This window comes from Simplicispira psychrophila DSM 11588 (assembly GCF_000688255.1).
Classification (GTDB): Bacteria; Pseudomonadota; Gammaproteobacteria; order Burkholderiales; family Burkholderiaceae_C; genus Simplicispira; species Simplicispira psychrophila.
Genome location: NZ_JHYS01000001.1, coordinates 256,822 through 279,694, shown reverse-complemented (window position 1 = coordinate 279,694; position 22,873 = coordinate 256,822). Strand labels below are relative to the sequence as shown.

Annotated in this window: 22 protein-coding genes; 2 read left to right on the top strand and 20 right to left on the bottom strand. The window is 65.6% G+C overall.

Going from position 1 to position 22,873, the window contains the following annotated elements:
- Positions 1-15 precede the first annotated feature (15 nt).
- The 6 genes from selB to fdnG all read right to left on the bottom strand — a co-directional run bounded on the left by selB (position 16) and on the right by fdnG (position 9,071).
- On the bottom strand, positions 16-1,968 hold the full coding sequence (selB, locus tag Q390_RS0101185; RefSeq protein ID WP_027994430.1) for a selenocysteine-specific translation elongation factor: 1,953 nt from the start codon (positions 1,966-1,968) through the stop codon (positions 16-18).
- Positions 1,965-3,380 (bottom strand): L-seryl-tRNA(Sec) selenium transferase, encoded by a 1,416-nt coding sequence (gene selA / locus Q390_RS0101180; RefSeq protein ID WP_027994429.1) that lies wholly within the window; start codon positions 3,378-3,380, stop codon positions 1,965-1,967. The genes selB and selA overlap by 4 nt, the downstream gene beginning before the upstream one ends.
- Positions 3,377-4,324, bottom strand: coding sequence for a formate dehydrogenase accessory protein FdhE (gene fdhE, locus Q390_RS0101175; RefSeq protein ID WP_027994428.1), 948 nt, complete (start codon positions 4,322-4,324; stop codon positions 3,377-3,379). The genes selA and fdhE overlap by 4 nt, the downstream gene beginning before the upstream one ends.
- Positions 4,325-4,425: 101 nt before the next feature.
- Positions 4,426-5,052: a formate dehydrogenase subunit gamma gene (locus tag Q390_RS0101170; RefSeq protein ID WP_027994427.1), complete on the bottom strand. Its 627-nt coding sequence runs from the start codon at positions 5,050-5,052 to the stop codon at positions 4,426-4,428.
- The gene (gene fdxH / locus Q390_RS0101165) at positions 5,049-5,993 is read right to left on the bottom strand and encodes a formate dehydrogenase subunit beta (protein ID WP_027994426.1); all 945 of its coding nucleotides are present in this window, start codon (positions 5,991-5,993) and stop codon (positions 5,049-5,051) included. The genes Q390_RS0101170 and fdxH overlap by 4 nt, the downstream gene beginning before the upstream one ends.
- A 9-nt stretch (positions 5,994-6,002) precedes the next feature.
- Positions 6,003-9,071, bottom strand: a complete 3,069-nt coding sequence (gene fdnG / locus Q390_RS0101160; RefSeq protein WP_156949788.1) for a formate dehydrogenase-N subunit alpha — start codon at positions 9,069-9,071, stop codon at positions 6,003-6,005.
- A 329-nt stretch (positions 9,072-9,400) separates the two neighbouring features.
- Between fdnG and fdhD the strand changes: the two genes are divergently transcribed.
- Positions 9,401-10,231: a formate dehydrogenase accessory sulfurtransferase FdhD gene (fdhD, locus tag Q390_RS0101150; RefSeq protein ID WP_245606842.1), complete on the top strand. Its 831-nt coding sequence runs from the start codon at positions 9,401-9,403 to the stop codon at positions 10,229-10,231.
- Positions 10,232-10,339: 108 nt separating this feature from the next.
- Here the strand turns inward: fdhD and Q390_RS0101145 are convergent, their stop codons facing one another.
- The 11 genes from Q390_RS0101145 to gspG are packed head-to-tail and all read right to left on the bottom strand — an operon-like array spanning position 10,340 to position 20,077.
- A complete protein-coding gene (locus tag Q390_RS0101145; protein ID WP_245606833.1) occupies positions 10,340-10,744 on the bottom strand; it encodes a DoxX family protein in 405 nt (134 codons plus the stop codon).
- A 59-nt stretch (positions 10,745-10,803) separates the two neighbouring features.
- Positions 10,804-12,195: a GspE/PulE family protein gene (locus Q390_RS0101140; protein WP_027994421.1), complete on the bottom strand. Its 1,392-nt coding sequence runs from the start codon at positions 12,193-12,195 to the stop codon at positions 10,804-10,806.
- An 8-nt stretch (positions 12,196-12,203) separates the two neighbouring features.
- The gene (gspD, locus tag Q390_RS0101135; protein ID WP_027994420.1) at positions 12,204-14,474 is read right to left on the bottom strand and encodes a type II secretion system secretin GspD; all 2,271 of its coding nucleotides are present in this window, start codon (positions 14,472-14,474) and stop codon (positions 12,204-12,206) included.
- Between the two features lie 4 nt (positions 14,475-14,478).
- Positions 14,479-15,309, bottom strand: coding sequence for a type II secretion system protein N (gene gspN / locus Q390_RS0101130; protein WP_027994419.1), 831 nt, complete (start codon positions 15,307-15,309; stop codon positions 14,479-14,481).
- Between the two features lie 6 nt (positions 15,310-15,315).
- The gene (gene gspM / locus Q390_RS0101125; RefSeq protein WP_027994418.1) at positions 15,316-15,852 is read right to left on the bottom strand and encodes a type II secretion system protein GspM; all 537 of its coding nucleotides are present in this window, start codon (positions 15,850-15,852) and stop codon (positions 15,316-15,318) included.
- Positions 15,849-17,087, bottom strand: a complete 1,239-nt coding sequence (gene gspL / locus Q390_RS0101120) for a type II secretion system protein GspL (protein WP_027994417.1) — start codon at positions 17,085-17,087, stop codon at positions 15,849-15,851. The genes gspM and gspL overlap by 4 nt, the downstream gene beginning before the upstream one ends.
- Before the next feature lie 52 nt (positions 17,088-17,139).
- The gene (gene gspK / locus Q390_RS17150; protein WP_156949787.1) at positions 17,140-18,114 is read right to left on the bottom strand and encodes a type II secretion system minor pseudopilin GspK; all 975 of its coding nucleotides are present in this window, start codon (positions 18,112-18,114) and stop codon (positions 17,140-17,142) included.
- Entirely contained in the window at positions 18,111-18,797 is a 687-nt protein-coding gene (locus Q390_RS0101110; RefSeq protein WP_037471913.1) for a PulJ/GspJ family protein, read from the bottom strand. The genes gspK and Q390_RS0101110 overlap by 4 nt, the downstream gene beginning before the upstream one ends.
- A 2-nt stretch (positions 18,798-18,799) precedes the next feature.
- Entirely contained in the window at positions 18,800-19,171 is a 372-nt protein-coding gene (gspI, locus tag Q390_RS0101105; RefSeq protein WP_027994415.1) for a type II secretion system minor pseudopilin GspI, read from the bottom strand.
- Between the two features lie 8 nt (positions 19,172-19,179).
- Positions 19,180-19,653 carry a GspH/FimT family pseudopilin gene (locus tag Q390_RS0101100; RefSeq protein ID WP_027994414.1) on the bottom strand — a complete coding sequence of 158 codons (474 nt, stop codon included), beginning with the start codon at positions 19,651-19,653 and terminating at the stop codon, positions 19,180-19,182.
- The gene (gene gspG, locus Q390_RS0101095; RefSeq protein ID WP_027994413.1) at positions 19,628-20,077 is read right to left on the bottom strand and encodes a type II secretion system major pseudopilin GspG; all 450 of its coding nucleotides are present in this window, start codon (positions 20,075-20,077) and stop codon (positions 19,628-19,630) included. Before gspG ends, Q390_RS0101100 begins: the two co-directional genes overlap by 26 nt.
- Positions 20,078-20,161: 84 nt before the next feature.
- Between gspG and Q390_RS0101090 the strand changes: the two genes are divergently transcribed.
- The gene (locus Q390_RS0101090; RefSeq protein WP_027994412.1) at positions 20,162-20,608 is read left to right on the top strand and encodes a hypothetical protein; all 447 of its coding nucleotides are present in this window, start codon (positions 20,162-20,164) and stop codon (positions 20,606-20,608) included.
- Between the two features lie 5 nt (positions 20,609-20,613).
- Here the strand turns inward: Q390_RS0101090 and Q390_RS0101085 are convergent, their stop codons facing one another.
- The 3 genes from Q390_RS0101085 to Q390_RS0101075 form a co-directional block, all read right to left on the bottom strand.
- A complete protein-coding gene (locus Q390_RS0101085; protein WP_027994411.1) occupies positions 20,614-21,393 on the bottom strand; it encodes a TerC family protein in 780 nt (259 codons plus the stop codon).
- Between the two features lie 81 nt (positions 21,394-21,474).
- Positions 21,475-21,831, bottom strand: a complete 357-nt coding sequence (locus tag Q390_RS0101080; RefSeq protein WP_156949785.1) for a hypothetical protein — start codon at positions 21,829-21,831, stop codon at positions 21,475-21,477.
- Positions 21,832-21,890: 59 nt separating this feature from the next.
- Positions 21,891-22,772, bottom strand: a complete 882-nt coding sequence (locus Q390_RS0101075; protein WP_027994409.1) for a LysR family transcriptional regulator — start codon at positions 22,770-22,772, stop codon at positions 21,891-21,893.
- Positions 22,773-22,873: the final 101 nt, after the last annotated feature.

Here is a 22,873-nt window from a genome sequence, read left to right as displayed (position 1 = left end):
TGGCAGCGCGCGATTCTACTGTGCGCCCTGCATGGCGCTGCTGGCTTGCCATTGCGCGTCGGGACGCAGCAGGTGGGCGTCGCGCACACGGCGGGTGTAGCCGATACGGTTAAAAAATTCCAGCACCTGAATGGCGCGTTTGCGGCCCAGGCCGGTGGCGTCGCGGAAGGCGTGCGCCTCGACCGCGCCGCTGGGCCCGCCCTGTTCTGCGGGTTCGGCCAGTGTGTGCAACAGCGCCGCCAAGGCGTCCATGGCGGGTGCGGCGTAGAACAAATCTTTCACCGGCTGGAACACTTGCCCCTGGCGTGCCAGCTTGCGCAGCAGTTGGCGTACCGGCTCTTCGCCGGCCTGTATATCGCGCGCCAAATCACGCACCCAGGGCGGGTCGAAATGGCCGGCCTCCAGCGCTGGCAGCAGTTTGTGCATCAGGTTTTCTTCGGCGGCTGACAGTTGCACGCGGTGCCCCGGCAGGTGCAGCCAAGCACCGGATAGCGCGATGTTGCCGTCTTGCAGCAAGGCGTCGATCAGGCCGCGCCAGAGCGCATCGTGTGCGCCCTGCGGCAAGCTGGGCAGGGCAATGCGGCGCAGGCGTGCAGCGTTGAGGCCGGGTTCGTCGGCGCTTTTGCGGTGAAAGCGCTCCAGCGCCGCCAACACTTGCGTGCGCAGCAGCTGCCAGCGCATGGCGTCCAACAGCAGCACATCGCCTTGGCCCAGCGGCAGTTGCAGCACCTGCGGCAAGTCGCTCGGTGGCAACAGGCGGCCACTCAGGCGCACCAGTTGCGATTGGGCCATGCCGTGCGGCGCTTGCGCCACTACCGCGCTGGCGTTGCCGTGCTGCGCCAGTTCTTCCAGCGCATTCAGCGCCAGTACGCGCTCGGCGCTGCGGCGCTTGCGGGCGGGGGCGGCGGGATCGATGACACTGCCGCCGGCAAGGGTGCGACTGGCCTGCGCGTTGCGCACGATCAGTCGGTCGCCCGGCACGGTGTGCACCGGGTGGCTCAGCACCAGTTGCGCGCGCACTGCGCTGCCGGGTTCGATGTGGTTGCCTTGCAGCAGTGCAATGTGGGCGGTGTGGTGGGCGGTGCCCACATGCACGTGCACCGGCGTCCACTGCGCCACGCGCGGGGCGTCTGGCAGCAAGCGCAGGCGCACGTCAATGCGGTCACTGGCTTGCAAGACGCGCGCGTCGGCAATCCAGTCGCCCCGGCGGATGCTGTCTTTGGCAATACCGGCCAAGTTCAGTGCGCAGCGCTGGCCGGCCAGCCCTTGGGCACTGGCCTGGTTTTGCGCGTGGATGCTGCGCACCCGCACCGCTTGGCCGCTGGCCGAGTGCACTAGGTTGTCGCCCACCTGCACCTGACCACCAAACACCGTGCCCGTCACCACCGTGCCTTGGCCGGGCAGGGTGAAGACGCGATCGACCGCCAGCCGAAACAGCCCGCTGTGCGCGCGGGCCGGCTGGCTTTGGGCGATGGTGTGCAGGTGCGTGCGCAGGGCGGCGACGCCTGCGTCGTCCGGCTGTGTCGCCGCCGTGGCAAATACCGGTACACCAGCCAGCGCGGTAGGCGCCAGCAGCGCGGCAATGTCGGCCTGCACCTGCGCCAAGCGTTCGGGTGGGACGCGGTCGCTTTTGGTCAGCGCCACGCTGCCTTGGCGCACGCCCAGCAGCAGCACGATGTCCAAGTGCTCGCGCGTCTGTGGCATCACGCCATCGTCGGCGGCCACCACCAGCAGGGCGTGGTCGATGCCAACCGCGCCCGCCGCCATGGTGTGAACAAATTTCTCGTGGCCGGGCACGTCGATGATGCCCAGCACCTCGCCATTGGGCAGCGGGGTGTAGGCGTAGCCCAGTTCGATGGAAATACCGCGCTCTTTTTCTTCTTTCAGGCGGTCGGTTTCGACACCGGTGAGAGCGCGCACCAAAGTGGTTTTGCCATGGTCGATATGGCCGGCGGTGCCGATGATCATGGGTTCAATTTTTCTAATTGCTGCACAAAGGCGGGCTGGTCAGCCGCTTCCAGGCAGCGCAAGTCTAGCCACAGGGCATCTTCCTGGATGCGGCCAATCACTGGACGTGGCAGTTGGCGCAGCGTGGTTTCCAGGCGCTGCAACTGGCGGCCGGGGTGCTGGCTTTGGACGGGGGCAATGCGCAGGCCGTGACTGGGCAGCGATTCGACCGGCAAGGCGCCGCTGCCAATCTGGCTGCACATCGTTGCTGGCGTCACGGCAAAAGTGCTGCCGACAGCGCTCTGCACCAGTGGCACCAGCGCTTCGGCCTGCGCCTGCATCTGCACCGCTGGGCGGGTAAACAAACGCAGCGTGGTCAGGCGCTGGGCCAGCTGGTCGGGCGACAGGTACAGGCGCAGCACCGGCTCCAACGCAGCCAGGGTGATCTTGCCGACGCGCAGTGCACGCTTCAAAGGATTGGCTTTGATCTGGGCAATCAAATCCTTGCGCCCGACGATCAGCCCGGCCTGCGGGCCACCGAGCAGTTTGTCGCCACTGAAAGTCACCAAGTCAGCGCCCGCCTCAATGGTTTCGCGCACCGTGGTTTCATGCGGCAGGCCCCACTGGCGCAAATCGACCAGCGTGCCGCTGCCCAAGTCCACCACCAGCGGCAGGCCGCGTGCGTGGGCGATGGCAGCGACTTCGCCGTCGGGCACGTTTTTGGTGAAGCCGGTGACGGCGTAGTTGCTACAGTGCACCTTCATCAGCAGTGCGGTGTGCTCGCCTACCGCATTGGCGTAGTCGCGCGGGTGGGTGCGGTTGGTGGTGCCGACTTCGACCAATTGGGCACCGGCGCGCGCCATCACGTCGGGGATGCGAAAGGCGCCGCCAATCTCCACCAGTTCGCCGCGCGAAACGATGACTTCGCGCCCCGGTGCCAGCGTGCCCAGCGCCAGCAGCACCGCCGCTGCGTTGTTGTTGACCACGGTAGCGGCTTCGGCGCCGGTCAGCTCGCACAGCAGCGCTTCGACCAGATCGTCGCGGTCGCCGCGCCCGCCGCTGGCCAGGTCGTATTCCAGATTCACCGGCGCGGCCATGGCCTGCACCACCGATTCAATCGCTTCGGGCGGCAGCAATGCGCGCCCCAGGTTGGTGTGCAGCACCGTGCCGGTGAGGTTGAAGACGGTGCGCAGCCGGGGGGCAAAGCGCTGCCCCAGGGCGCTGCGCGCTGTTTGGGCAATGGCTTCGGGTGCCAAGTGCGCGGCATCCACAGCCGCACCATCGGCAAGCACCGCACTGCGCAGCTGCGCCAGCACGTCACGCAGGGCCTGGGTGCAGGCGGTTTTGCCGTGCGCCGCTTGCAGGTCTTGCAGCGCGCTGTGTTGCAGCAGCTTATCGACCGAGGGCAGCGTGGCCAGTGATGCGCGGCTCAAGGGGCGCTACTTTCTTCCTCCGCCACGGCGACGTACAGCAGCGGGTTCGGGCTGGCGCGCTGGTATTTCGTATCGCCCATCAGCAGGTCCAACATGAGGGACGCCAAATCGTCGGCCAGCGGCTCGGCCAGCGGGTCTTTTTCCTGGTTGATGATCTTGCGGTAGCTGCCGCACTCGTCGCAGGTTTCGGCCATCACCACGTCTTTGCCGCCTTCGATGCCCTGATAGCGCACGCCCTGGGTCGATTCGCAGTGCGAGCATTTGACGCGCACCATTTGCCACTCGGTGCAGCAGGTGCCGCAGTGCAGGTAGCGATGGCCGGCCATGGGGCCGCCAATGCGCAGCACGCTAGAGACAGGTTCGCTGGCGCACACCGGGCAGATGGTGGCGGGGTCGGTGTAGGGCACGTCGCTCTCGCTCAACTGGCTGGCACGCTGGGCAAAGGTCACTTGGAGCGCCGCCATGACGAAGGGCGAAATGCCGATGTCGCGCGCCGAGCCTTCCTTTTGCAGCAGCTTGCGGGCGATGGCATCGCGCTCATCGGCATTGAGTTCGCGCAGCGCGGCAATCAAGGGTTGCAGTGGCTCGGGCAGGCCGCCACTGCCGGTATCGGCGCTCAGGGTGTCGAGCAGGGTGTCCAGCACGCCCTGCCAAGCGGGGTCGATGTGCTCCAGCGCGGGCAGCAGCGGCATCGAGTGCGCTTGCGCCTGCGCCAGCACGGCTTTGTCCAGCGGCGTGGCGGCCAGCGTAGCCACGGCGGTGTGCTGGGCGTCGATGATTTTGGCGATAAAGTGCAGATAGTCGGCAATTGGATTGCCATCGGCCAACTGGCGCACGCGCGCGGCGCGCTCGGCAAACAGGCTGGCGGGGCTAGGTAGCAGAATGCGCGGAAAGTGGGTGCGGTCGAGGGCTTCGATTTCGCCGGCCTGAAGAATGCGTTGCATGGTGGGTCTCCCGAAAATCCCAAAAAAAGACCGCCGACACGCTTTTAAAAGCATCTCGGCGGTGTGGACTCAGCGCAGCTAAAAAAGCTGACTCGCTATCCTTACTCGTTATCGCCCGTCACCTTGCGGTACCAGCCGCGGTGGTGCTGCTTGGCCCAGGCGCGGGTGACGGTGCCGTACATCATGGCGCGGATGGTACCGCGCGTCCAAATGGCCGCATACACGTGCAGGATGATCAGGCCAATCATGGCAAAACCAGCCAGCGCGTGCACCACTGAGGACAAACGCACTACGTCCACCGGCACAGTAATCCAAGTGCGCCACATCAACACGCCTGAGACCATGAGCAGCAGCATGAACAGCACCAAGCCCCAGAACAACAGCTTCTGGCCGCCGTTGTACTTGCCCTGTTCGGGCATGTGGTGGTCATCGCCGTCCACCATCTTGTCGACGTTCTTCAGCCACTCCACGTCGCGCTGCTCCATCACGTTCAGGCGCCAGAAGCGCAGCACCATCATGATGAAGAACAGCGCCATCACCACCCCGACATACGGGTGCAGGATGCGCGTCCACGGCCCGCCACCAAACAGCTGCGTCAATGGGTAGAACGCCGGATGGAAGAACGCCAGCCCCGAGAGGCCCAGCAGGATGAAGCAGATGCCAACGATCCAGTGGTTGGCCCGTTCCGAAGCGGTGTAGCGCTTTAAGTCGCGTGGATTGCGTTTCATGGCGTGGTCTCCCTGTCCTGGGCTTGGGATTGGGCCAATTGGTCCTTGCGTTCCATTTCGTCCTCCAGCTTCTTCGATACCTCGTTGGGGCCTTTGGTGATGTAGTGGAACAAGCTGCCGACGGCAGCGGCGCCGAGCGCAGCGATGGCCAACGGCTTGGCGACGCCCTTCCACAAACCCACGAGCGGGCTGATTTTGGGCGCGTTCGGCAGACCGTGGTACAGCGAAGGCTGGTCAGCATGGTGCAGCACATACATGACGTGCGTGCCGCCGACACCGGCCGGGTCGTACAGGCCAGCCTGGGCAAACCCCCGCTCCTTCAGGTCTACCACCCGCTCCTGGGCGTAGTCCTGCATGGCCGTCTTGGTGCCAAAGTGGATGGCGCCGGTCGGGCAGGTCTTGACGCACGCCGGCTCCTGGCCGACAGCCACGCGGTCAGAGCACAGGGTGCACTTGTAGGCCTTGTTGTCCTTGGCCGAGATGCGCGGTACGTCGAATGGACAGCCGGTAATGCAATAGCCGCAGCCAATGCAGTTTTCCTGCTGAAAATCGACGATGCCGTTGGCGTACTGGACGATGGCACCGGGCGACGGGCAGGCCTTGAGGCAGCCGGGATCTTCGCAGTGCATACAGCCGTCCTTGCGGATCAGCCACTCCAGATTGCCGCTGGCTTCGTTTTCGTATTCCGAAAACCGCATCACGGTCCACGACTGGGCCGTCAGGTCGGTCGGGTTGTCATAGACACCCGCGGCCGACACGGTGCCGACGTCGTCGCGCAGGTCATTCCATTCCGAGCAGGCGGTCTGGCAGGCCTTGCAGCCAATGCACTTGGACACGTCAATCAGTTTGGCGACCTGGTCGATGTGCCCCACGCGCGCGCTGGGCGAGGGCGTAGTGGTGGCGGAGCGGCGCTTGATATCGAGGGATTGAAGGGATGACATAAGCGCTCCTTACACCTTTTCGACTTTGACTAGGAAGGTCTTGAACTCTGGCGTATTGCTGTTGCCGTCGCCGACAAAAGGCGTCAGCGTATTGGCAAGGAAGCCAGGCTTGGTCAAGCCCTTGAAGCCCCAGTGGATCGGGATACCGACGTGTTGCACCGTTTTGCCCTCGATCTGCATCGGCTTGATGCGCTTGGTCACCAGGGCGACGGCTTTGATGAAGCCGCGCTTGGAGCTGACCTTGACCATCTCGCCGGTTTTGACGCCGATCGATTCGGCCAAAGATTCGCTGATTTCAACGAACTGCTCAGGCTGGCTGATGGCGTTGAGCAAAGCGTGCTTGGTCCAGTAGTGGAAGTGCTCGGTCAGGCGGTAGGTGGTGCCGACATGCGGAAACTCCTCGGCCGTGCCGAAGGTTTCCCAGATACCGGGTAGCACGCGGGCTGACGGGCTGCTGGTCGCCTTCTTGTTCTTCGGGTACATCGGGTTGTAGCCCAATGGCGTGTCGAACGGCTCGTAGTGCGTCGGGAATGGCCCCTCGTTCATGCCCTTGCGCGCAAAGAAACGCGCCACGCCCTCGGGGTTCATGATGAAGGGGCCGGCTCCCGTCTCGGGTGCCAGCGCCACACCCATGTCGGGCACGTCGGCACCGCTCCAGGTGGTGCCGTTCCAGCCGATCAACTTGCGTTTGGCGTCAAACGGTTTACCCGCCACGTCGCACGAGGCCCGGTTGTAGAGCACGCGGCGGTTGGCCGGCCAGGCCCAGGCCCAGTTCAGCGTGTTGCCAATGCCGGTTGGATCGGAGTTGTCACGCCGGCCCATTTGGTTGCCGGCCTGTGGCCAAGCGCCGGCCCAAATCCAGCAGCCACCCAGGGTGCTGCCGTCATCGCGCATCTCACCAAAGCCGGCCAGTTGCTCGCCCGCCTTGCGGATGATCTTAGTCGGGTCTTTCGGGTCCAGCAGGGTGCTCAGTGCACGGCCGTTGTATTCCTTGGCGATTTCTTCCGAGCTGGGGTGACCGGGCTGGGCGTAAGGCCACCACAAGTTGGTGATCGGATCGGGGAACTTGCCGCCGTCCTGCTGGTACATCTGGCTCAGGCGCAAATGCAGCTGCGACATGATGTAGACGTCGGTCTTGGCTTCGCCCGGTGGCTCGGCCGCCTTCCAGTGCCACTGCAGCACACGCGAGGAGCTGACGATGGAGCCTTCCTCTTCGGCAAAGCAGGTGGTCGGCAGGCGGAACACTTCGGTCTGCACCGAGGCGGTGTCGATGTCGTTGTGCTCGCCGTAGTTCTTCCAGAAGTCGGCGGTTTCCGTCTGCAGCGGGTCCATCACCACCAGGAATTTCAATTTGGCCAGGCCACTGCGCACGCGGGTTTTGTCCGCCAGCGACGCCAGCGGGTTGAAGCCCTGGGCGATGTAGCCGTTGACCTTGCCGTCCTTCATCATGTCGAAGTACTGCAGCATGTCGTACTGGCGGTCCAGCTTGGGCAGGTAGTCGTAGGCCCAGTTGTTCTCTGCCGTGGCCGCTGGCCCCCACCAAGCCTTCATCAGGCTGACGTGGAACTTGGAGTAGTTCTGCCAGTAGCTCATCTGCCCTGGGCGCATCGGCAGTTGTGTGCGCGCCTTGACGAACTTCTGGTAGTCCTGCTCGCCCTGCCCAGGCAATGTGAGGTAACCCGGCAGGCTGGCTGACAACAGGCCCAGGTCGGTCAGACCCTGGATGTTGGAGTGCCCACGCAGCGCATTCATGCCCCCGCCGGCAATACCGATGTTGCCCAGCAGCAACTGCACCATGGCACCGGTGCGCAAAATTTGCGAGCCGGTGGAGTGCTGTGTCCAGCCCAGCGCATACAGGATGGTCGCAGCGCGACCGGCCTGTGCCGTGCTGGCCAATTTTTCACACACGTGCAGGAATTTTTCTTTCGGCGTACCGCAGGCGCTCTCGACCTTCTCGGGCGTGTACTCGGCGTAGTGCTTTTTCAGCCACTGATAGACGCAGCGCGGGTGTTGCAGCGTCGGGTCGGTGCGCACGAAACCGTCTTCGCCCAACTCGTAGTCCCAGGAGGCCTTGTCGTAGGTGCGCTTTTCCGGGTCGTAGCCCGAGAAAATGCCATCCTCAAACGCAAAGTCTTCGCGCACGATGAAGGTGAAGTCGGTGAAGTTCTTCACGTACTCGTGGTGGATCTTGTCGTTGGTCAGCAGGTAGTTGATGACGCCGCCCAAAAAGACGATGTCGCTGCCAGAACGAATCGGCGCGTAAAAGTCGGCCACCGAGGCAGAACGGTTAAAGCGCGGATCGACCACCATGAAGTGCGCCTTGTTGTGCTCCTTCGCTTCGGTCACCCACTTGAAGCCGCACGGGTGTGCTTCGGCGGCATTGCCGCCCATGATCAAAATAACGTCCGCATTCTTGATGTCGACCCAATGGTTCGTCATCGCTCCACGGCCAAACGTCGGGGCAAGACCTGCCACCGTCGGGCCGTGTCAGACACGTGCTTGGTTATCGAGTGCGAGCAGCCCCCAGCTGCGGGCCACTTTGTGTGTGACGTAACCGGCTTCGTTGCTGGACGCCGAAGCAGCCAGCATGCCGGTGGTGATCCAGCGGTTGACGGTCAGGCCATCTTCGGTCTTTTCGACGAAGTTGGCGTCGCGGTCGTCCTTGAGCAGCTTGCTGATGCGCGTTAGCGCGTCGTCCCACGACAAGCGCTTCCACTCGTTCGAGCCGGGCGCGCGGTATTCGGGGAATTGCAAGCGATTGGGGCTGTGGATAAAGTCCAGCAGACCGGCGCCCTTGGGGCACAGCGTGCCACGGTTGACCGGGTGGTCCGGATCGCCCTCAATGTGCATGATCGACAAGCGGGTGTTCTTGCTGCCGTCACCGAGCGAATACATCAGCACGCCGCAGCCGACCGAGCAGTACGTGCACGTCTGGCGCGTCACCGTGGTGGCGGCGAGCTTGTATTGGCGAACTTCAGCCAAGGCATTGGTGGGTGAAAAACCCATCAACGCCAGGCTGGAGCCCGCCAGTGTGGAGCCAGTCACTTGCATGAACTGGCGCCGAGAATATTGCACCATGGAGGTACCTCTTTTTAAGTGGGTTGTCTGCTCTTTGATTCTAGGAGAGACTGGGGTTATCAAGGTCTATTCGGAGCGCGAAAGAAGGGCGTTCAGGGTAATCCTGGACACTTGCTTTAACGCCTCTATGCTGGCAGACACTTTGAGCGCTCTGTCGGTGCCAGTTGGACCCAGCCGGGCAGCCGCCACATTCCCTACAAGACACCTGTTCCGTGACCACCACTGCCACCGCTTCCGCTGCTCCTACCTCCGTCGCCTGCCTTGCCGCCTGTAGCAGCGCCGCCCACGACCCCATTGCCATGCCGGCGCTGGTGCAGCGCGGCGTGCAGATGCACCGCATGCAGCCGGACGGCAGCGCAGTGGTCTCGGCGCAGCCGCGCATCCTGGCCAGCGAAGTGCCGGTGGCACTGGTGTTCAACGGCATCTCGCACGCCGTGATGATGGCCACGCCGCAAAATATGGAAGAGTTGGCACTGGGCTTTGCGTTGAGCGAAGGCATCCTGGACCACGCCGACGACTGCCACGGCATCGACGTGCAGACCGTGCGCGACAGCGCGGCCGCCTTGCCCGATGGCATGCACGGCATGGAGGTGCAGCTGGAGATTTCCTCGCGCAGCTTTGCCCGTCTCAAGGACCGGCGCCGCAGCATCGCTGGGCGTACCGGCTGCGGTGTCTGCGGCGTCGAAAGCTTTGCCGCACTCGATCTGTCGTTTGCACCCCTGCCGCACTACCCGTGGGCAGCGCAGATCGGCCTGCCCGAAGTGCTGCGCGCCATGCACCGGCTGACCGATAAACAGCTGCTCAACGTCCAGTCGGGCGGCTTGCACGCGGCCGGCTGGTGCGAGGTGGACGGCACGCTGCTGGACGTGTTTGAAGACGTGGGCCGCCACAACGCCCTGGACAAACTGATGGGGTGCCTGGCGCGCAGTGGGCGCCTGCAAGACCCCGGTTTCGTGATTCTTTCCAGCCGTGGCAGCCATGAATTGGTGCGCAAATGCGCCAAGCTCGGCATCGCCGCCATGGCCACCGTGTCGGCCCCCACCAGCATGGGTGTGCGCATGGCTGAGTTGACTGGCATGCGCCTGTGGGGCTCGTGCCGCGCCGCGCAGGGCATCCTGCACAGCGCGGGCCGGGGTATAGAGAGCGCCAGCGCTGGCTGAGGGGCAGAAAAACGCCGCTTCCCCACCAGCCCGTTGCTGCCTCTAAAAATCAGGCAGCCCCTATCTTCAGGCCGTCTGAATCGGGGATCACATTCGGGAGGACGGCACCTAAAAATAAGCTGGTGGTACCGACCGGGACGCTATCCACGCTATCAGCGCCAGCAAAGCCGCCTGCACCGGCAGCCGCAAGAGCAGTGCCCAATACGGCACAGAGGGGAAAAGCTCCGGCTGCTGCAGCATGTAGATGTGCGCTGGCGTGACTGCCAGCGTCAGGGCGAACAGTCCCCAGGCCGCCAGGCGTCGGGTCGGCAGCCACAGCAGCCCGACAGCGCCCAGCAGTTCCAGCACCCCGCTGACCAGCACGGCGCCGCGCGGCCAGGGAATGTACGGCGGCACGACGCGCATCTCGGTTTCGGTGAAAACAAAGTGGGCGATGCCGCCGATGCAGAACCACAGACATACGAAGGCCACAGCGGCCCGCATGGCTGGAGGGCTACGGCGATGTTTGTCCATCATTCAAATTTTAAAAATAATAGCTGCAACCGCTTTCACCATAAGGGTTTAAGTCGGTTTTAGTCTCTAGTCACCCGCAGCACCTCTTCGCGGCTGGTGAGGCCTTCGGCGATCAGGCGCTCGCCGTCGTCGCGCATCAGCTGCATGCCGCTGGCCAGGGCGGCGGCGCGGATGTCGGCTTCGGACGTTTGGCTGTGGATTTGTGCGCGGATGGCGTCGTTGGTGACCAGCAGTTCAAACACGCCAGTGCGACCTTGGTAGCCGGTGTGGCCGCAGGTGTCGCAACCAGTACCGTGGCAGGTGGTGCAGTACTTGCGCACCAGGCGCTGGGCCAGCACGCCCAAGAGCGAGCTGCTGAGCAGGAACGGCTCGACGCCCATGTCGGTCAGGCGGGTGATGGCGCTGGCGGCATCGTTGGTGTGCAGCGTGGCCAGCACCAGGTGGCCGGTCAAGCTGGCCTGGATGGCGATTTGCGCGGTTTCAAAGTCGCGGATTTCGCCAATCATGATGACGTCGGGGTCCTGGCGCAGGATGGCGCGCAGGGCTTTGGCAAAGGTCAGGTCGATCTTGCTGTTGACCTGGGTCTGGCCGATGCCGGGCAGCTCGTATTCGATCGGGTCTTCCACCGTCATGATGTTGCTGCGCTGGGTGTCGAGTTGGCCGAGCGCGGCGTACAGCGTGGTGGTCTTGCCCGAGCCGGTCGGCCCGGTCACCAAAATGATGCCGTGCGGCTGGCCGATCAGCGCTTGCAGGCGCGCCAGCGTGTCGCCCTGCATACCGACCGATGCCAGGCTCAGGGCGCCGCCGCTTTTGTCCAGCAGGCGCAGCACGGCACGCTCGCCGTGGGCGCTGGGCAGGGTCGAGACGCGCACGTCAATCGCGCGTGTGCCCAAGCGCAGGCTGATGCGCCCGTCTTGCGGCAGGCGTTTTTCCGAGATGTCCAGGTCGGCCATGATTTTCAGGCGCGAGATCAGCGCGGCGTGCAGCGCGCGGTTGGGTTGCACCACTTCGCGCAGTGCGCCATCGACGCGAAAGCGCACGCTGCTGTGGCGCTCGTAGGGCTCGATGTGGATGTCGCTGGCGCCATCGCGTGCCGCTTGCGTCAGCAGGGCGTTGAGCATCCGGATGATCGGGGCGTCGTCGGCGGCTTCGAGCAGGTCTTCCACGGCTGGCAGCTCTTGCATCATGCGCGACAGATCGGCGTCGCTTTCGACTTCGCTGACCACGGTGGCGGCGCTGGATTCGCCCTGTGCATAGGCGGCGCTGATGCGCTGCGCCAGCGCCGGGGCGTCGAGTGCCTGCAACTGGTGCACCGAGGGGTGTTTGCGCAGCACTTCCGACAGGGCCGGGGCGTCGGGTGCGGCGCCGTGCCACAGCGTGAGCTGTTGACCGTCGTCTTCCAGCAGCAACTGATTGCTGCGCGCAAAGGCGTAGGGCAGGGGGTAACGCATGGGGCGTCTTACTGGGGGGACCAGCCGGTGTCGGGCTGCACCGACACCGGCGCTGGCAGGGCCACGGGCAGCGGTGCCGGCGCCATCCCAGGGCTTACGCCGCCCAGCGGTGCGATGTTGGCGGGGGCGGGCATTGCAGGCAGTAGCGGGGCTTCGTTGATCGGTACGGTGCTGCTTTCGACCGGTTGGGCGGCCTGTTGTACGCCGCGCATGATCTCGTAGCGGTCCAGAGACAACTGACTGCTCTCGCTGGCGTCTCGCACCACCACCGGCCGCAGGAACACCATCAGGTTGGTCTTGGTGCGCGCACGCGTGTCGCTGCGAAACAGCACGCCCAGGCCGGGAATGTCGCCCAAGTAGGGTACTTTTTGCTGGCTGCCGGTGTACTGGTCTTGCAGCAAACCGCCAAGCACGACGATGGAGCCGTCCTCGACCAGCACGGTGGACTCGATGGAACGCTTGGTGGTGCTGGGGCCATTGATGGAGTCTTCGGTGCCGGCCTTGACCGCTGAGGTCTCTTGGTAGATCACCAATTTGACGGTGCCGTTCTCGTTGATCTGCGGCTTCACGCGCAGCGTCAGACCGACGTCTTTGCGCTCGACGGTGGTGAAGGGGTTGACGCTGCTGCTGTTGCCGCCGGTGTTGGCGTACGAGCCGGTCGGGAAGGGCACGTTTTCGCCAATCAGAATTTTGGCTTCCTCGTTGTCCAGCGTCAGCAGGTTAGGCGTGGATAGCACGTTGCCATCGCCGGTGGACTGCAGCAGGTTGGCCAGCGCGCCCAGCACGAATTTGCCGTTGTGTTTGGCCGCTAGGCCGAAGTTGAAGCCAGGGGACGGTGGCTTGGAGGTGGCCGTGACTTTGCCGTCCGCCAGTCCGGCCGCCAACGAAAACAGGTTGATTCCGCCAATGGTGAAATTGCTGCCGGCCAAGCCGACCACGTTGTTGCCCTGGCCCAGCAGGCTTTGCCACTGGATGCCGAACTGCGCCGCCTTGTCCATGTTGACTTCGGCGATCAGACTCTCCACCAGTACTTGGGCGCGGCGCCCATCGAGCTGGTCGATGACGGCGCGCAGCTGGCGGTATTGCGGTTCCGATGCGGTGATGACCAGCGAGTTGGTGGCCGGGTCGGCCTGGATTTGTCCGCCGGTGGAGGGCTGGTTGCTGTTGGCGTTGCTGCTGGCGCCTATACCGGCGCTCATCCCGCTGCCCAAGCCGGTGCCTGTGGCGGCGGGGCTAGACAGGGGCGAGAACGCTGGGCTGCTGCTGCCGGCGGCAGGAGCTGCGCCGTTGGCCGCCATCGCGGCGCGCAGCGTGGTTGCCAGCTTGGTGGCATCGGCGTTCTTCAGATACACCACATGGATGTTGCCGTTGGCGCTGGTGCTGCCCGGTACCGGGGCCTGGTCGAGTTTGGCCACCAGAGCGCGCACCTGGGCCACGCGTGCCGGATTGGCGGCGCGCAGGATCAGCGCGTTGCTGCGCGGCTCGGCCAGCAGCGTGGTTTTGAAGGAGGTGTCAGTCTGGCCCGGCGTGCTGCTGGCGCCGCCCGCTGTGGCTGTGCCGCCCTCGATCAGGCGCGCCACCAGCGGTGCCAGTTCGGTGGCAATGGCGTTGTGCAGCGGAATGACTTCGATGTCGCTGGCGTTGGAGACGTCCATGGCGGCAATGATCTTGCCCAGGCGCTGCAGGTTGTCGGCGTAGTCGGTGATCACCAGCGCGTTGGTGCCGGGGTTGACGTTGATGGTGTTGTTCGGGCTGATCAACGGCCGCAGCACCGGCACCAGGTTGTTAGCGCTTTCGTAGTTGAGTTTGAAGATCTGCGTGACGATCTGCCCGCCGGCCGGGCCGCTGCTGCCGGCACGGCCGGCGCGCGCGACACTGACGCTGCCGCCTTGCAGCTTGGCATCGGCCTCGGGCACCACCTTGTACAGGCCGGCGGCTTCGACCACGGTGAAGCCCTGCAGGCGCAGCGCTGCCAGGAATTGTTGGAAGGCGTTGGAGGGACTGACGGCGCGCTCGGCGACGAGGGTGATCTGGCCCTTGACGCGCGGATCGACCACCACATTGCGCCCGCTGATGGTGGCCATGGTGCGTGCCACGGCTTCAATATCGGCGTTGACAAAGTTCAGCGTCACCGGCTCGCCTGGGCGCACGCTGGTGGCGTTTGGGGCTGTTTTGGGGTTGGTTTGAGCATGAATTGTGCCGCTAGCGCTTGCCAGTAAAGCGCTACTAGCTATAGTTTGAATAGCAATCCAGACGGCGTGCTTGGTCATAAGAGGCATACGGTTAACCCAGGGTAATGAGGGAGCGGGCGCCGCTGCGCCGTCCGATGATGTTGAGCAGGTTGGCCAGCGCAGCTTCGCGCTCGGGCGCGGCGCGGGCCTCGCCGGCAAAGCGCAGGCGCTGGCCGACCCATTGGCCGCTGCCGCTCAGTTGCAGGCTGCCTTCGAGGGTTTGCAGTGTCAGTGTCGGTATGTCGCCGCCTTGCAGTGCAAAGCGGTAGCTGCCCATCGGCGCCAGGGTGGACAGGCGCGAGGACATGGCCAGCGCGTCCAGTTGCGCTTGCCCGGTCAGCACCATGCGTCCGGCCGCCCAATCGGCTTGCAGGTCGGTGGTGCGCAGCACCAGTTGGCCCTGCGGCTGCAGCGTGTTCCACGGCGTGCCCAGACCGGCCAGCACGGCGGCGGGCCATTGGCTTTGGCTGTCGGCCAGCGTCAGATGCGCGCCACCCCAGCGCAGATGGACTTGTATTTGCAACGCGCTGGCGGTGCAGCAGGCCGCGCTCAGTTGGGCGCGCAGGCCGCTCCAGGTGGGGCGCAGTTGCCAGTCCATGCGCCCGGGCAGGGCGGCGCGGTCTTGGCTGGCGGCGCCACCGGTCAGTAGCAGTTGTGCCGAGCCATTCCACAGCGTGCCGTGGGCTTGCGCCAGTTGCACTTGACCGCCGCTGGCTTGGGCGACGCCGTCGGCCAGCCACTGCGCTGGCGCAAACAAGGTCAGTGTGATCAGTCCGCCCAGCAGCGCGCCCGTCAGCGCCCAGCCCCAGGGCGTGCGCGCGCTGCGGTCACTGTTTGCTGCGCGCTGGGGGCGCGGCGGCGTGGATCGGGAGGTGCGGGCCATGGCGGATCAGCGCGCCGGCAGGGCCAGCACCAACGTGCCGTCCCAGTGCGCACTGGGGTGGGCCGTATTGGGTGGGTTGGCAGCGGCGTTTTTGCTGCGCACCCAATGCGCCTCTTGCGGCACGGCCTTGGCGTTGCTGCGCGCTTGTACCAGCCACAGCGCCAGGGTGTCGGCGGGGGTATTTTGCAGGGTCAGGGTGGCGCGGTCACCGGACAGGGCCAGCCGGGCGCTCGGGCCGAGGCGTTCGGTGACCGAGGTTTGCAGCGCACGCAGGGCGTTGTCGGGATCGGCACGCGGGGCGTTTTTCAGCGCCTGGGCTTCGCTTTGCAGAGCCTGCATGTGTTGCAGTTGTGCGTCTAGCGCGGCGTGGCGTGCCGGGGCGCTGCGCAGCGTCTGCAGCGCGGGGGCCAGTGCCAGCCACCACAGCAGCGCCAGCGCGACCAGGAGGGCGCCAGCGCGCAGCAGGTGCTGTTCGCGCGGCGCCAGTGCTTGCCAGCGGGCGCTTAGGTTGCCGGGCGCGGCAGAAGACGGAGTGCGGCTCATGGCGTAGTGGCGGCGCGCACTTGTACGGTGTCGCCCTCGGTGTGCAGTTGGTAGCCGCTGGCGCGGGCGGTGTCGCTGGCGTGGCTTTGTTCGGCGGCGCTCAGCGCCGGGCCGCGCAGGCGCAAGCTGCCGCCGCTGTAGTCGATGGCGCTGGCTTGCCAGGTGGCAGGCAGGGCGCTGGCGCTGGTGGCCAGCAGCGGTTCGAGGTCGCGCGCCGACAGTGCACCGGCCGCCTGGCGCAGCAGCGCCAGTTCGCGCTCCATTTGTACCGGGGCATCGACCACCACCTTGACCTGCGGGAAGGTCTGCGTCAGTGCACTGCGCACGCTGGCCTGTTTGGTGGCCAGGCTTTGGCGCTCTTGCCAGGCCCACAGGTTCAGCCCCAGCAGGTGCGCCAGCAGCAGCACAGCCAAGCCCCAGCGCGCCGCGCGCCACTGCGGCGCGTGCAGCAGTGCGCTGGTGAGAGCGCCGACTTGGCGCAGCGCCCGAATGCGGCCCGAGCTGGCCAAATCAAACTGCGCCAGGTCCCAGTGGCCGTGCGCCGCCCGCAGGGCGCGCGTGCTATCGGTTTCCAGCTGCACCGGGTGGCCCCATACTTTTTCTGCCAGCGCGGCAACGGCGGGTGCGGCGTGTACCGCAGCGGCGTGGTCAGCGTCGGCCGTCACGCCCACCAGGGCCAGCGCGGCGCCCGAGAGTGGCAGTACCGCCACGCCCCCATGGACGCCATAGCCGGTGACCACCCACTGTGCGTCTTCGGGCGTGCCTTGGGCAAACAGCTCGGGCTGACCACTGGCAGTGGCGCCAGGGGCAAATTCAGGCACCACGCGCGCGACCGGGTGGCCGGCCATTTCCAGCGCCTGCAAGGAGGCGCGCAGCCAGGCGCGATCGCAAATCGCCACCCACACGGCGCTGCCGGGGCGGGCGTCTGGCGGCAAGGCAAAGTGCAACTGCGCCGGGTCGTCCAGCAGGCGCTCTTCCAGCAGGCCTTCGAGCACGGCACGCAGGCGCGGCGACTGGCGACCGACACCTTGGGGCAATTGCACGCGCTGCCAGGACAGTGCGCGTGCTGGTACCACCGCCACGGTCTCGCCAGCGGCGCGCCCGGGCGCGGGCAGCAGCGCCGCGCGTGCGCTGGCATGGCCGCTGGCGCTGTGGCCGTCGGCGGTCAGCGTGTAGCGGTATTCGGTGTGGGGCCCCGGCGGTGCCAGGGATAGATGAAGAATCAGGGTGCTCATGAAAGGATTTCGCGGGCCATTGTAGGTTCGAGCCTGGTTTCCAAATGCAGGCTCAGGGGGCTGAGGTAGTGCCAGCGTTGCCCAGCACAGCGGCGCCGCGCTGGCGCCAGACGGTGCTGACGGCCCGCCCCGTGCGGCGCACCAGCGAGCGCTCATGCACCGTCACGTCGTCCAGGCGCAGGCGTCCGCGCACTTCAAAGTAGCTGCTGGAGACGCCGTGCAGGCCTTCTTTGAGTTCCACGCCGCCGCCCAGCAGTGCGCGTGCGTCGGCCAGCGTGCGAAAGTGCTGCAGCTGGCGCACGGCGATCAGTTTGTTGGCGCCCGCGGCATCCAGGCCTTCGATGCTGGCCATCAGCGCCGGCGCATCGGCGGTGTTGAGGTTCAGCCGCAGGTTGCGCTCGGGCAGCAGCACCACGTTCGGTGCCAGGGCGGTCACGGTGGCGGGCGCCACGCCCAGCCAGGTGAGCTGCTCCAGGGTTTGCGGCAGCAGCGGGGCATTGGCGTCGTCTTTGTTTTGCGCTGTGCGCAGAGCTTCGGTCAGGGCGGTCAATTCGCCCTGCGCCAGTCCCAGTTGCGCAAACAGGCGGGTGAACTGCGCCAGCGCATCTTCGTTCACGCCGTTGTCGTCGGCCAGCTGGGTCAGGTTCAGACGCGACTGCAGGTCGATGATCTGGCCGGACAAAAAGGCGTCGCTGGTGTCGGTGCTGGCGTCTTCGACCTGCGCCACGTTGCGGTCGGCGGCCAAGAAGGTGGACAGGCGCGCTTCTTGCAGAGGTATCGCCCAAGGCTCGGCCAAGTGGTCGGCATTGCCGGTGCTGGCGTCTTCGGCCAGGATCAGGCGCGACCAGTCGAGTGCGCCAACCAGAATCCACGCCGACTGCACGCGCGCACGCTCGGCGGTTTCGACCTCGATGGCGCGCCACTGCTGCCACATGGCCGTCGCCGCAAAGGTCGCCACCAGCGTCACCGTCAGCATGGCGGCCAGCAGTGCCGCGCCGCTTTGGCGCATATGGCGCACGCTGCTCATGACTTGCCCCCGCCCTGCAGCGGATTGACCCAGTCGCGTGTCAGGCGTCCGGCCAGCGCCTGGCCGGGCGGCAGCTGCAGTTGCAGGCGCACACCGTCCGGCAGGCTGATGCTGACCGGCGCATCGGCCTCCGGGTTGGCGTCGCTGCTGGACTGCGGGTTGCTCCAGGCGCCGCCCCGGTAATAGAAAATCTGCCAGTCGGTCAGCGGCATCAGCACCATTTCGGCGCGCTGGTCGGCGTCGCTGGGGTTGCGCGACCAGATCGCCGCTTGTTGCCACGCCTGTTGCCACTCGGCGCGGGTGCGCAGCGGCAGCGACTGCCAGCGCAGCCATTGGCTTTGGCCCTGTACATTGCGCCGCGTCCACGCCACCACCAGCGCGCCGGGGTCGGGCACGGCGCTGCTGCGCCGCGTGATGCGCAGCACCTGCCCGTCCCAATCCAGCGGGACGGTATGGGCCAGCGGCAGCAGCGCATCCAGGTCGGTGCCCCACTGCGCCAGCGCTGCCTGCAGCACCAGCAGCTCGTTGCCGCGTTGGCGGGTCTGTTCTTGCGCGCGCACCATGCCGTCCAGCCCGCGCCAGCTGACGATGGCCAGCAGCGCCATCACCGCCAGCGCCACCAGCAGTTCAATCAGCGTGAAGCCGCGTGAACGCCGTGGATTGGCCAAAGAACGCTGGGCCATGCTCAGCGGCGCCCGACGATGGTGGTCAGGCGCAGCACGGGCAGATCGCCATCCAGCACCTGCGCATCGGCGCGGCGAAACAGCGGGTTGGGCGTGGGCCGCACCACCAGGCTGACGTTCAGCGTGCGGCCGGCCTGCTCGCAGGTCTGCGTGCTGTCGCCCACCGGCGGCATCTGCTGGCCCAGGCGGATGGCGACGAGGGTGTTTTCTGCGCACAAGTGTGCCAGCAGCACTTCGGCCTGGCGCAGGGCGTTGCGCGTCAGTGCGCTGGTCGCCTGCAAACCGGCCAGCAACGCAATGGCCACGATGGCCAGTGCTACCAACACTTCAATTAAGGTAAAGCCGCGCTGCGCTGGCGTCATGGGACGGGTCATGGCGCTACTTACTGCGCCGCCTCGACGGTAAACGGGCGCAGGCCATCGGTGCTCACGCGCAGGGCGTGTTCGGGGTGCGTGGATTGGGTCAAAGTGACCTGCTGCGGGCCGATCAAAGGCTCTGGCCCGAGTACCAGCGTGCCCGTTCCGCGCACCCCGGTGGCCGGGTCGAGCCACTGCGTCGGCAGGGCATGGTTTGTTGTCGGCAGGCCGTCAAAACGAAAACCGCCGGGCTGTGCCTGCCAGTACACCGGTACACCACTGGCGCGCGACTGGGCCCGCGCCGATTCAAGCAGCGCCGCCAGCCGCTCGGCGTCGCGCTCCAGCTGCGCCTGCGTGCCGTCGCGCATCGTCAAGCCGACACCGACCGTGGCCAGCGCCATGATGCTCAGCACCACCAGCAACTCCAGCAGCGTGAAGCCATGGGCGCGGCGAGCGCGGTGGGAGCGCACTGGTTTATTGCCAACTGCCAATATCTGCATCCTTGCCCTCGCCGCCAGGCTGGCCATCGGCGCCGAAGGACATCACATCGATCTCGCCTTTGACGCCGGGGTTCAAGTATTGGTAAGGCCGGCCCCAGGGGTCGTTGGGCAGCTTTTCCAGGTACGGGCGCCAGTTCAGCGGCAGCGGGGCGGCGGTGGGTTTGCTGATCAGCGCCTGCAGACCTTGTTCGGACGTGGGGTAGCGCTGGTTGTCCAGGCGGTACAGCTTGAGCGCCTGCATGACATTGGTCACATCGGTGCGCGCGGCGGTGCTGCGCGCGTCGTCGGCGCGGTCCAGCACATTCGGCACGATCAGCGCCGCCAGCACGCCGATGATGACCAGCACCACCATCAGCTCGATCAGGGTAAAACCGGCGGCCAGATGGCGGCGCACGGTGCGGGCAGGCAAGAGGAGGGGTTTCATGGTGTGGGGCAGACAGACAAGGCACAAAAGGCCAAGGGTAAAGCGAAAGCGGGGCGGGTGAATCGGCTGAATGATAATCCTGCGATGGTGATAAATACAGACAGCAACTGGGCCGTGCGCCTGGCAACGTTGGCGCTTTGGCTGCTCGCCGGGGCCAGTGTCGTCTATTGGGGACTGCGTTTATCTGCGCCAGCGCCGGGTGTGCCGGTGCCGGCGGTGGCTGCCGCTTTGCCGGTACCGGATGCCCGGGCACTGGCACGTTTGCTGGGCGCGGTAACGTTGGAGACGCCTGCGCCCGTGGTGGCCTCGGTGGCCAGCCGTTTTGCCTTGATCGGCGTGCTGGCCGGGCGCAGCAGCGGCGCCGGCGCCGCGCTGATCGCCGTGGACAACCAGCCCGCGAAACCGTTCCGCGTTGGGGCGCAGGTCGATGCGGGCCTGGTGCTGCAAAGCGTTGGCCTGCGGCAAGCGCGTCTGGGGGCTGCTGTGCGCGGCCCCACCTCGGTGACGTTGGAAGTAGCGGGGCGCCCGTAGCCGCGTCAGTGGCTGGGCTGCGACCCGTGTTCCTTCAGTTTTCGCTTTGCCCGCGCGCGAAGATTGAGGGCTTCGACCACTAGTGAGAATGCCATCGCGGCGTAGAGGTAGCCCTTGGGCACTTCTTGGTCAAAGGCTTCGGCGGTCAGCGCCATACCCACCATCACCAAAAAGGCCAGCGCCAGCACCTTGACCGAGACGTGGTGATCGACGAATTCGCCAATCGGTCGCGCCGCTATCAGCATCACGCCCACCGAAGTGATAACGGCAGCGACCATCACGCCGATCGAATCGACCATGCCCACCGCAGTGATCACCGAATCGAGCGAAAACACGATATCAATCACCGCAATCTGGCCGATCACTGCCCAGAACATGCGGCTGCCTGCCGCCTGTACGGCCGCCGCGTCCGATGGTGCCGGGGCCTTTTCCTCGCGCGCTTCGACTTCGACAAAAATTTCGTGCGACGCCTTGTAGAGCAAAAACAGACCGCCCAACAGCAGCACCAAGTCGCGTCCGCTGATGCCCATCTCGGCCACGTGGAACAGGTCCGCCGTCAGGCCCATGATCCAACTGAGCGCGAACAGCAAGCCCAGGCGCGACACCATGGCAAAGCCCAGCCCGATGCGGCGCGCCTTGTCGCGCATTTCGGGTGGCAATCGGCCGACCAAGATGGAAATGAAAATGATGTTGTCAATGCCCAAGACGATTTCAAGGGCGGTCAGCATCGCAAAAGCGATCCAGACATTCGGGTCAAACAGAAATTCCATGATTTTTTGCCGCATGGTGCGGTCCTGTGAACGGTGGCCCGATGCCTCTACAGCAGCAGCCACCAAGCGGTCGGGCACAACGCCCCGATCGGCCTCTCAAACCGGCGGCAGGGCCGTTGGCGGGCGCAGGGGTTGGTCCGGGGCGCGCGAGGGCCAGGGCGTGCTGGCAGCGGCCAACCAACCGCTGCACTCGGCTGGCGCGCCCGGGGCAGGCGCGGCGGCTTGCGGCGGCTCGGGTTCTTCAGAGGACAGATCCGCCACGCCGCCCAGACCCCCATCGCAGCAAGCTGCCAGGCCGCGCTCGTGCGCTGCCGCCGGGATTTCTGTGCTGACAGTGCGTTCGCTCCAGGCGGTGGACGCGGCCAGAGGGGCTGCGAAGGCCGGCGTCCACACGAGCAAAACCGCAGCCCAAAGCAGCGGCAAGGCAAGAAGGGCAAGGAGGCGGTGCGACATGGAGGCGGGATTCTATCGGTATCCGGTAGGCCCAGCAGTCGCGGCCTTGCGCACCAACGTCATGCCTGCCCGAGCATCTGCTGCACCAACGGATGCATCACCTTGCGTTCGGTGCTGATGGCGTAGTAGTGCTCCTGCACGCCCGCGCAGGCGCCAATCAGCTGGACTTGACTGCGTTTGAACAAGGCCTCCTGCGCGGCCAGCGCCGCCGGAAAAATCCCGAGACCGGTGCTGCCAAACGTCTCCAGCAACGCGCTGTCCTCAATTTCTCCGACGATCCGCGGGCGCAAGCCCTGTTGCTGCAGCCACCGATCCAGCTGGCCGCGCACCACCGAGTGCGTGGTCGGCAGCAGCACGGGCACCTGATCCAGCGATGCTGGAAAGTCGGCATGCGCCAGCGCCCACCAGTGTGGTGCGCCATACCAGCCGATGTCCGAGGTGCCTAGCGAATAGCTGTGTACTTTCAGCTGCAAGTTGGGCGGCGCGGGGTGGTCGGTCAGCACCACGTCGAGCTTGTGCAACACCAGGTCGGCCAGCAGGTCGGCCATTTCGCCGTCGTCACAGACCAGGCGCAGATGGGCCACGGCCAGCACTGGTTGCAGCAGGCGCTGGACCTCCAGCTTGGGCAGTCCATCGGCAATGCCCACTGCGAGGCGCACCAACGGCGCTTGCACGGTGGCCAGCACCTGTTCGGGCAAGGCTTGCGACAACTGGAATATCTGCTCGGCCTGCTGCAGCGCCACGACGCCGGCATCGGTCAGGGCCAGCCCTCGCCCCGCCGGCCGCAGCAACTGGCAGCCCAGGTCGCGTTCCAGTTCGCGCACCTGCGCGCTGACGGTTTGCACCGCCATGTCCAACCGCTGCGCCGCGCGCGTCATGCTGCCCTCTTGGGCCACGACCCAGAAGTAATACAGATGGCGGTGGTTGAAACCCAAGCTCATATTCAGTTTTTACAGGAAATAGATTCAATTATTTTCTGCTTTTTTCGATTGATAGAAGGCGTTAATGTCACTGCCTGAACGCAAAAAGCCGTTTATTTTTT

Bases quoted from the DNA above. Each gene is read 5' to 3' on its own strand.
- Q390_RS0101090 (WP_027994412.1), top strand. From the start codon at position 20,162: ATGGTGATAAATACAGACAGCAACTGGGCCGTGCGCCTGGCAACGTTG.
- gspN (WP_027994419.1), bottom strand. From the start codon at position 15,309: ATGGCCCGCACCTCCCGATCCACGCCGCCGCGCCCCCAGCGCGCAGCA.
- Q390_RS0101170 (WP_027994427.1), bottom strand. From the start codon at position 5,052: ATGAAACGCAATCCACGCGACTTAAAGCGCTACACCGCTTCGGAACGG.
- gspL (WP_027994417.1), bottom strand. From the start codon at position 17,087: ATGAGCACCCTGATTCTTCATCTATCCCTGGCACCGCCGGGGCCCCAC.
- Q390_RS0101100 (WP_027994414.1), bottom strand. From the start codon at position 19,653: ATGCAGATATTGGCAGTTGGCAATAAACCAGTGCGCTCCCACCGCGCT.
- gspK (WP_156949787.1), bottom strand. From the start codon at position 18,114: ATGAGCAGCGTGCGCCATATGCGCCAAAGCGGCGCGGCACTGCTGGCC.
- Q390_RS0101145 (WP_245606833.1), bottom strand. From the start codon at position 10,744: ATGGACAAACATCGCCGTAGCCCTCCAGCCATGCGGGCCGCTGTGGCC.
- selB (WP_027994430.1), bottom strand. From the start codon at position 1,968: ATGATCATCGGCACCGCCGGCCATATCGACCATGGCAAAACCACTTTG.
- Q390_RS0101140 (WP_027994421.1), bottom strand. From the start codon at position 12,195: ATGCGTTACCCCCTGCCCTACGCCTTTGCGCGCAGCAATCAGTTGCTG.
- fdhD (WP_245606842.1), top strand. From the start codon at position 9,401: ATGCACCGCATGCAGCCGGACGGCAGCGCAGTGGTCTCGGCGCAGCCG.
- gspD (WP_027994420.1), bottom strand. From the start codon at position 14,474: ATGCCTCTTATGACCAAGCACGCCGTCTGGATTGCTATTCAAACTATA.
- Q390_RS0101110 (WP_037471913.1), bottom strand. From the start codon at position 18,797: ATGGCCCAGCGTTCTTTGGCCAATCCACGGCGTTCACGCGGCTTCACG.
- gspI (WP_027994415.1), bottom strand. From the start codon at position 19,171: ATGACCCGTCCCATGACGCCAGCGCAGCGCGGCTTTACCTTAATTGAA.
- gspG (WP_027994413.1), bottom strand. From the start codon at position 20,077: ATGAAACCCCTCCTCTTGCCTGCCCGCACCGTGCGCCGCCATCTGGCC.
- fdxH (WP_027994426.1), bottom strand. From the start codon at position 5,993: ATGTCATCCCTTCAATCCCTCGATATCAAGCGCCGCTCCGCCACCACT.
- fdhE (WP_027994428.1), bottom strand. From the start codon at position 4,324: ATGCAACGCATTCTTCAGGCCGGCGAAATCGAAGCCCTCGACCGCACC.
- Q390_RS0101075 (WP_027994409.1), bottom strand. From the start codon at position 22,772: ATGAGCTTGGGTTTCAACCACCGCCATCTGTATTACTTCTGGGTCGTG.
- Q390_RS0101080 (WP_156949785.1), bottom strand. From the start codon at position 21,831: ATGTCGCACCGCCTCCTTGCCCTTCTTGCCTTGCCGCTGCTTTGGGCT.
- Q390_RS0101085 (WP_027994411.1), bottom strand. From the start codon at position 21,393: ATGCGGCAAAAAATCATGGAATTTCTGTTTGACCCGAATGTCTGGATC.
- gspM (WP_027994418.1), bottom strand. From the start codon at position 15,852: ATGAGCCGCACTCCGTCTTCTGCCGCGCCCGGCAACCTAAGCGCCCGC.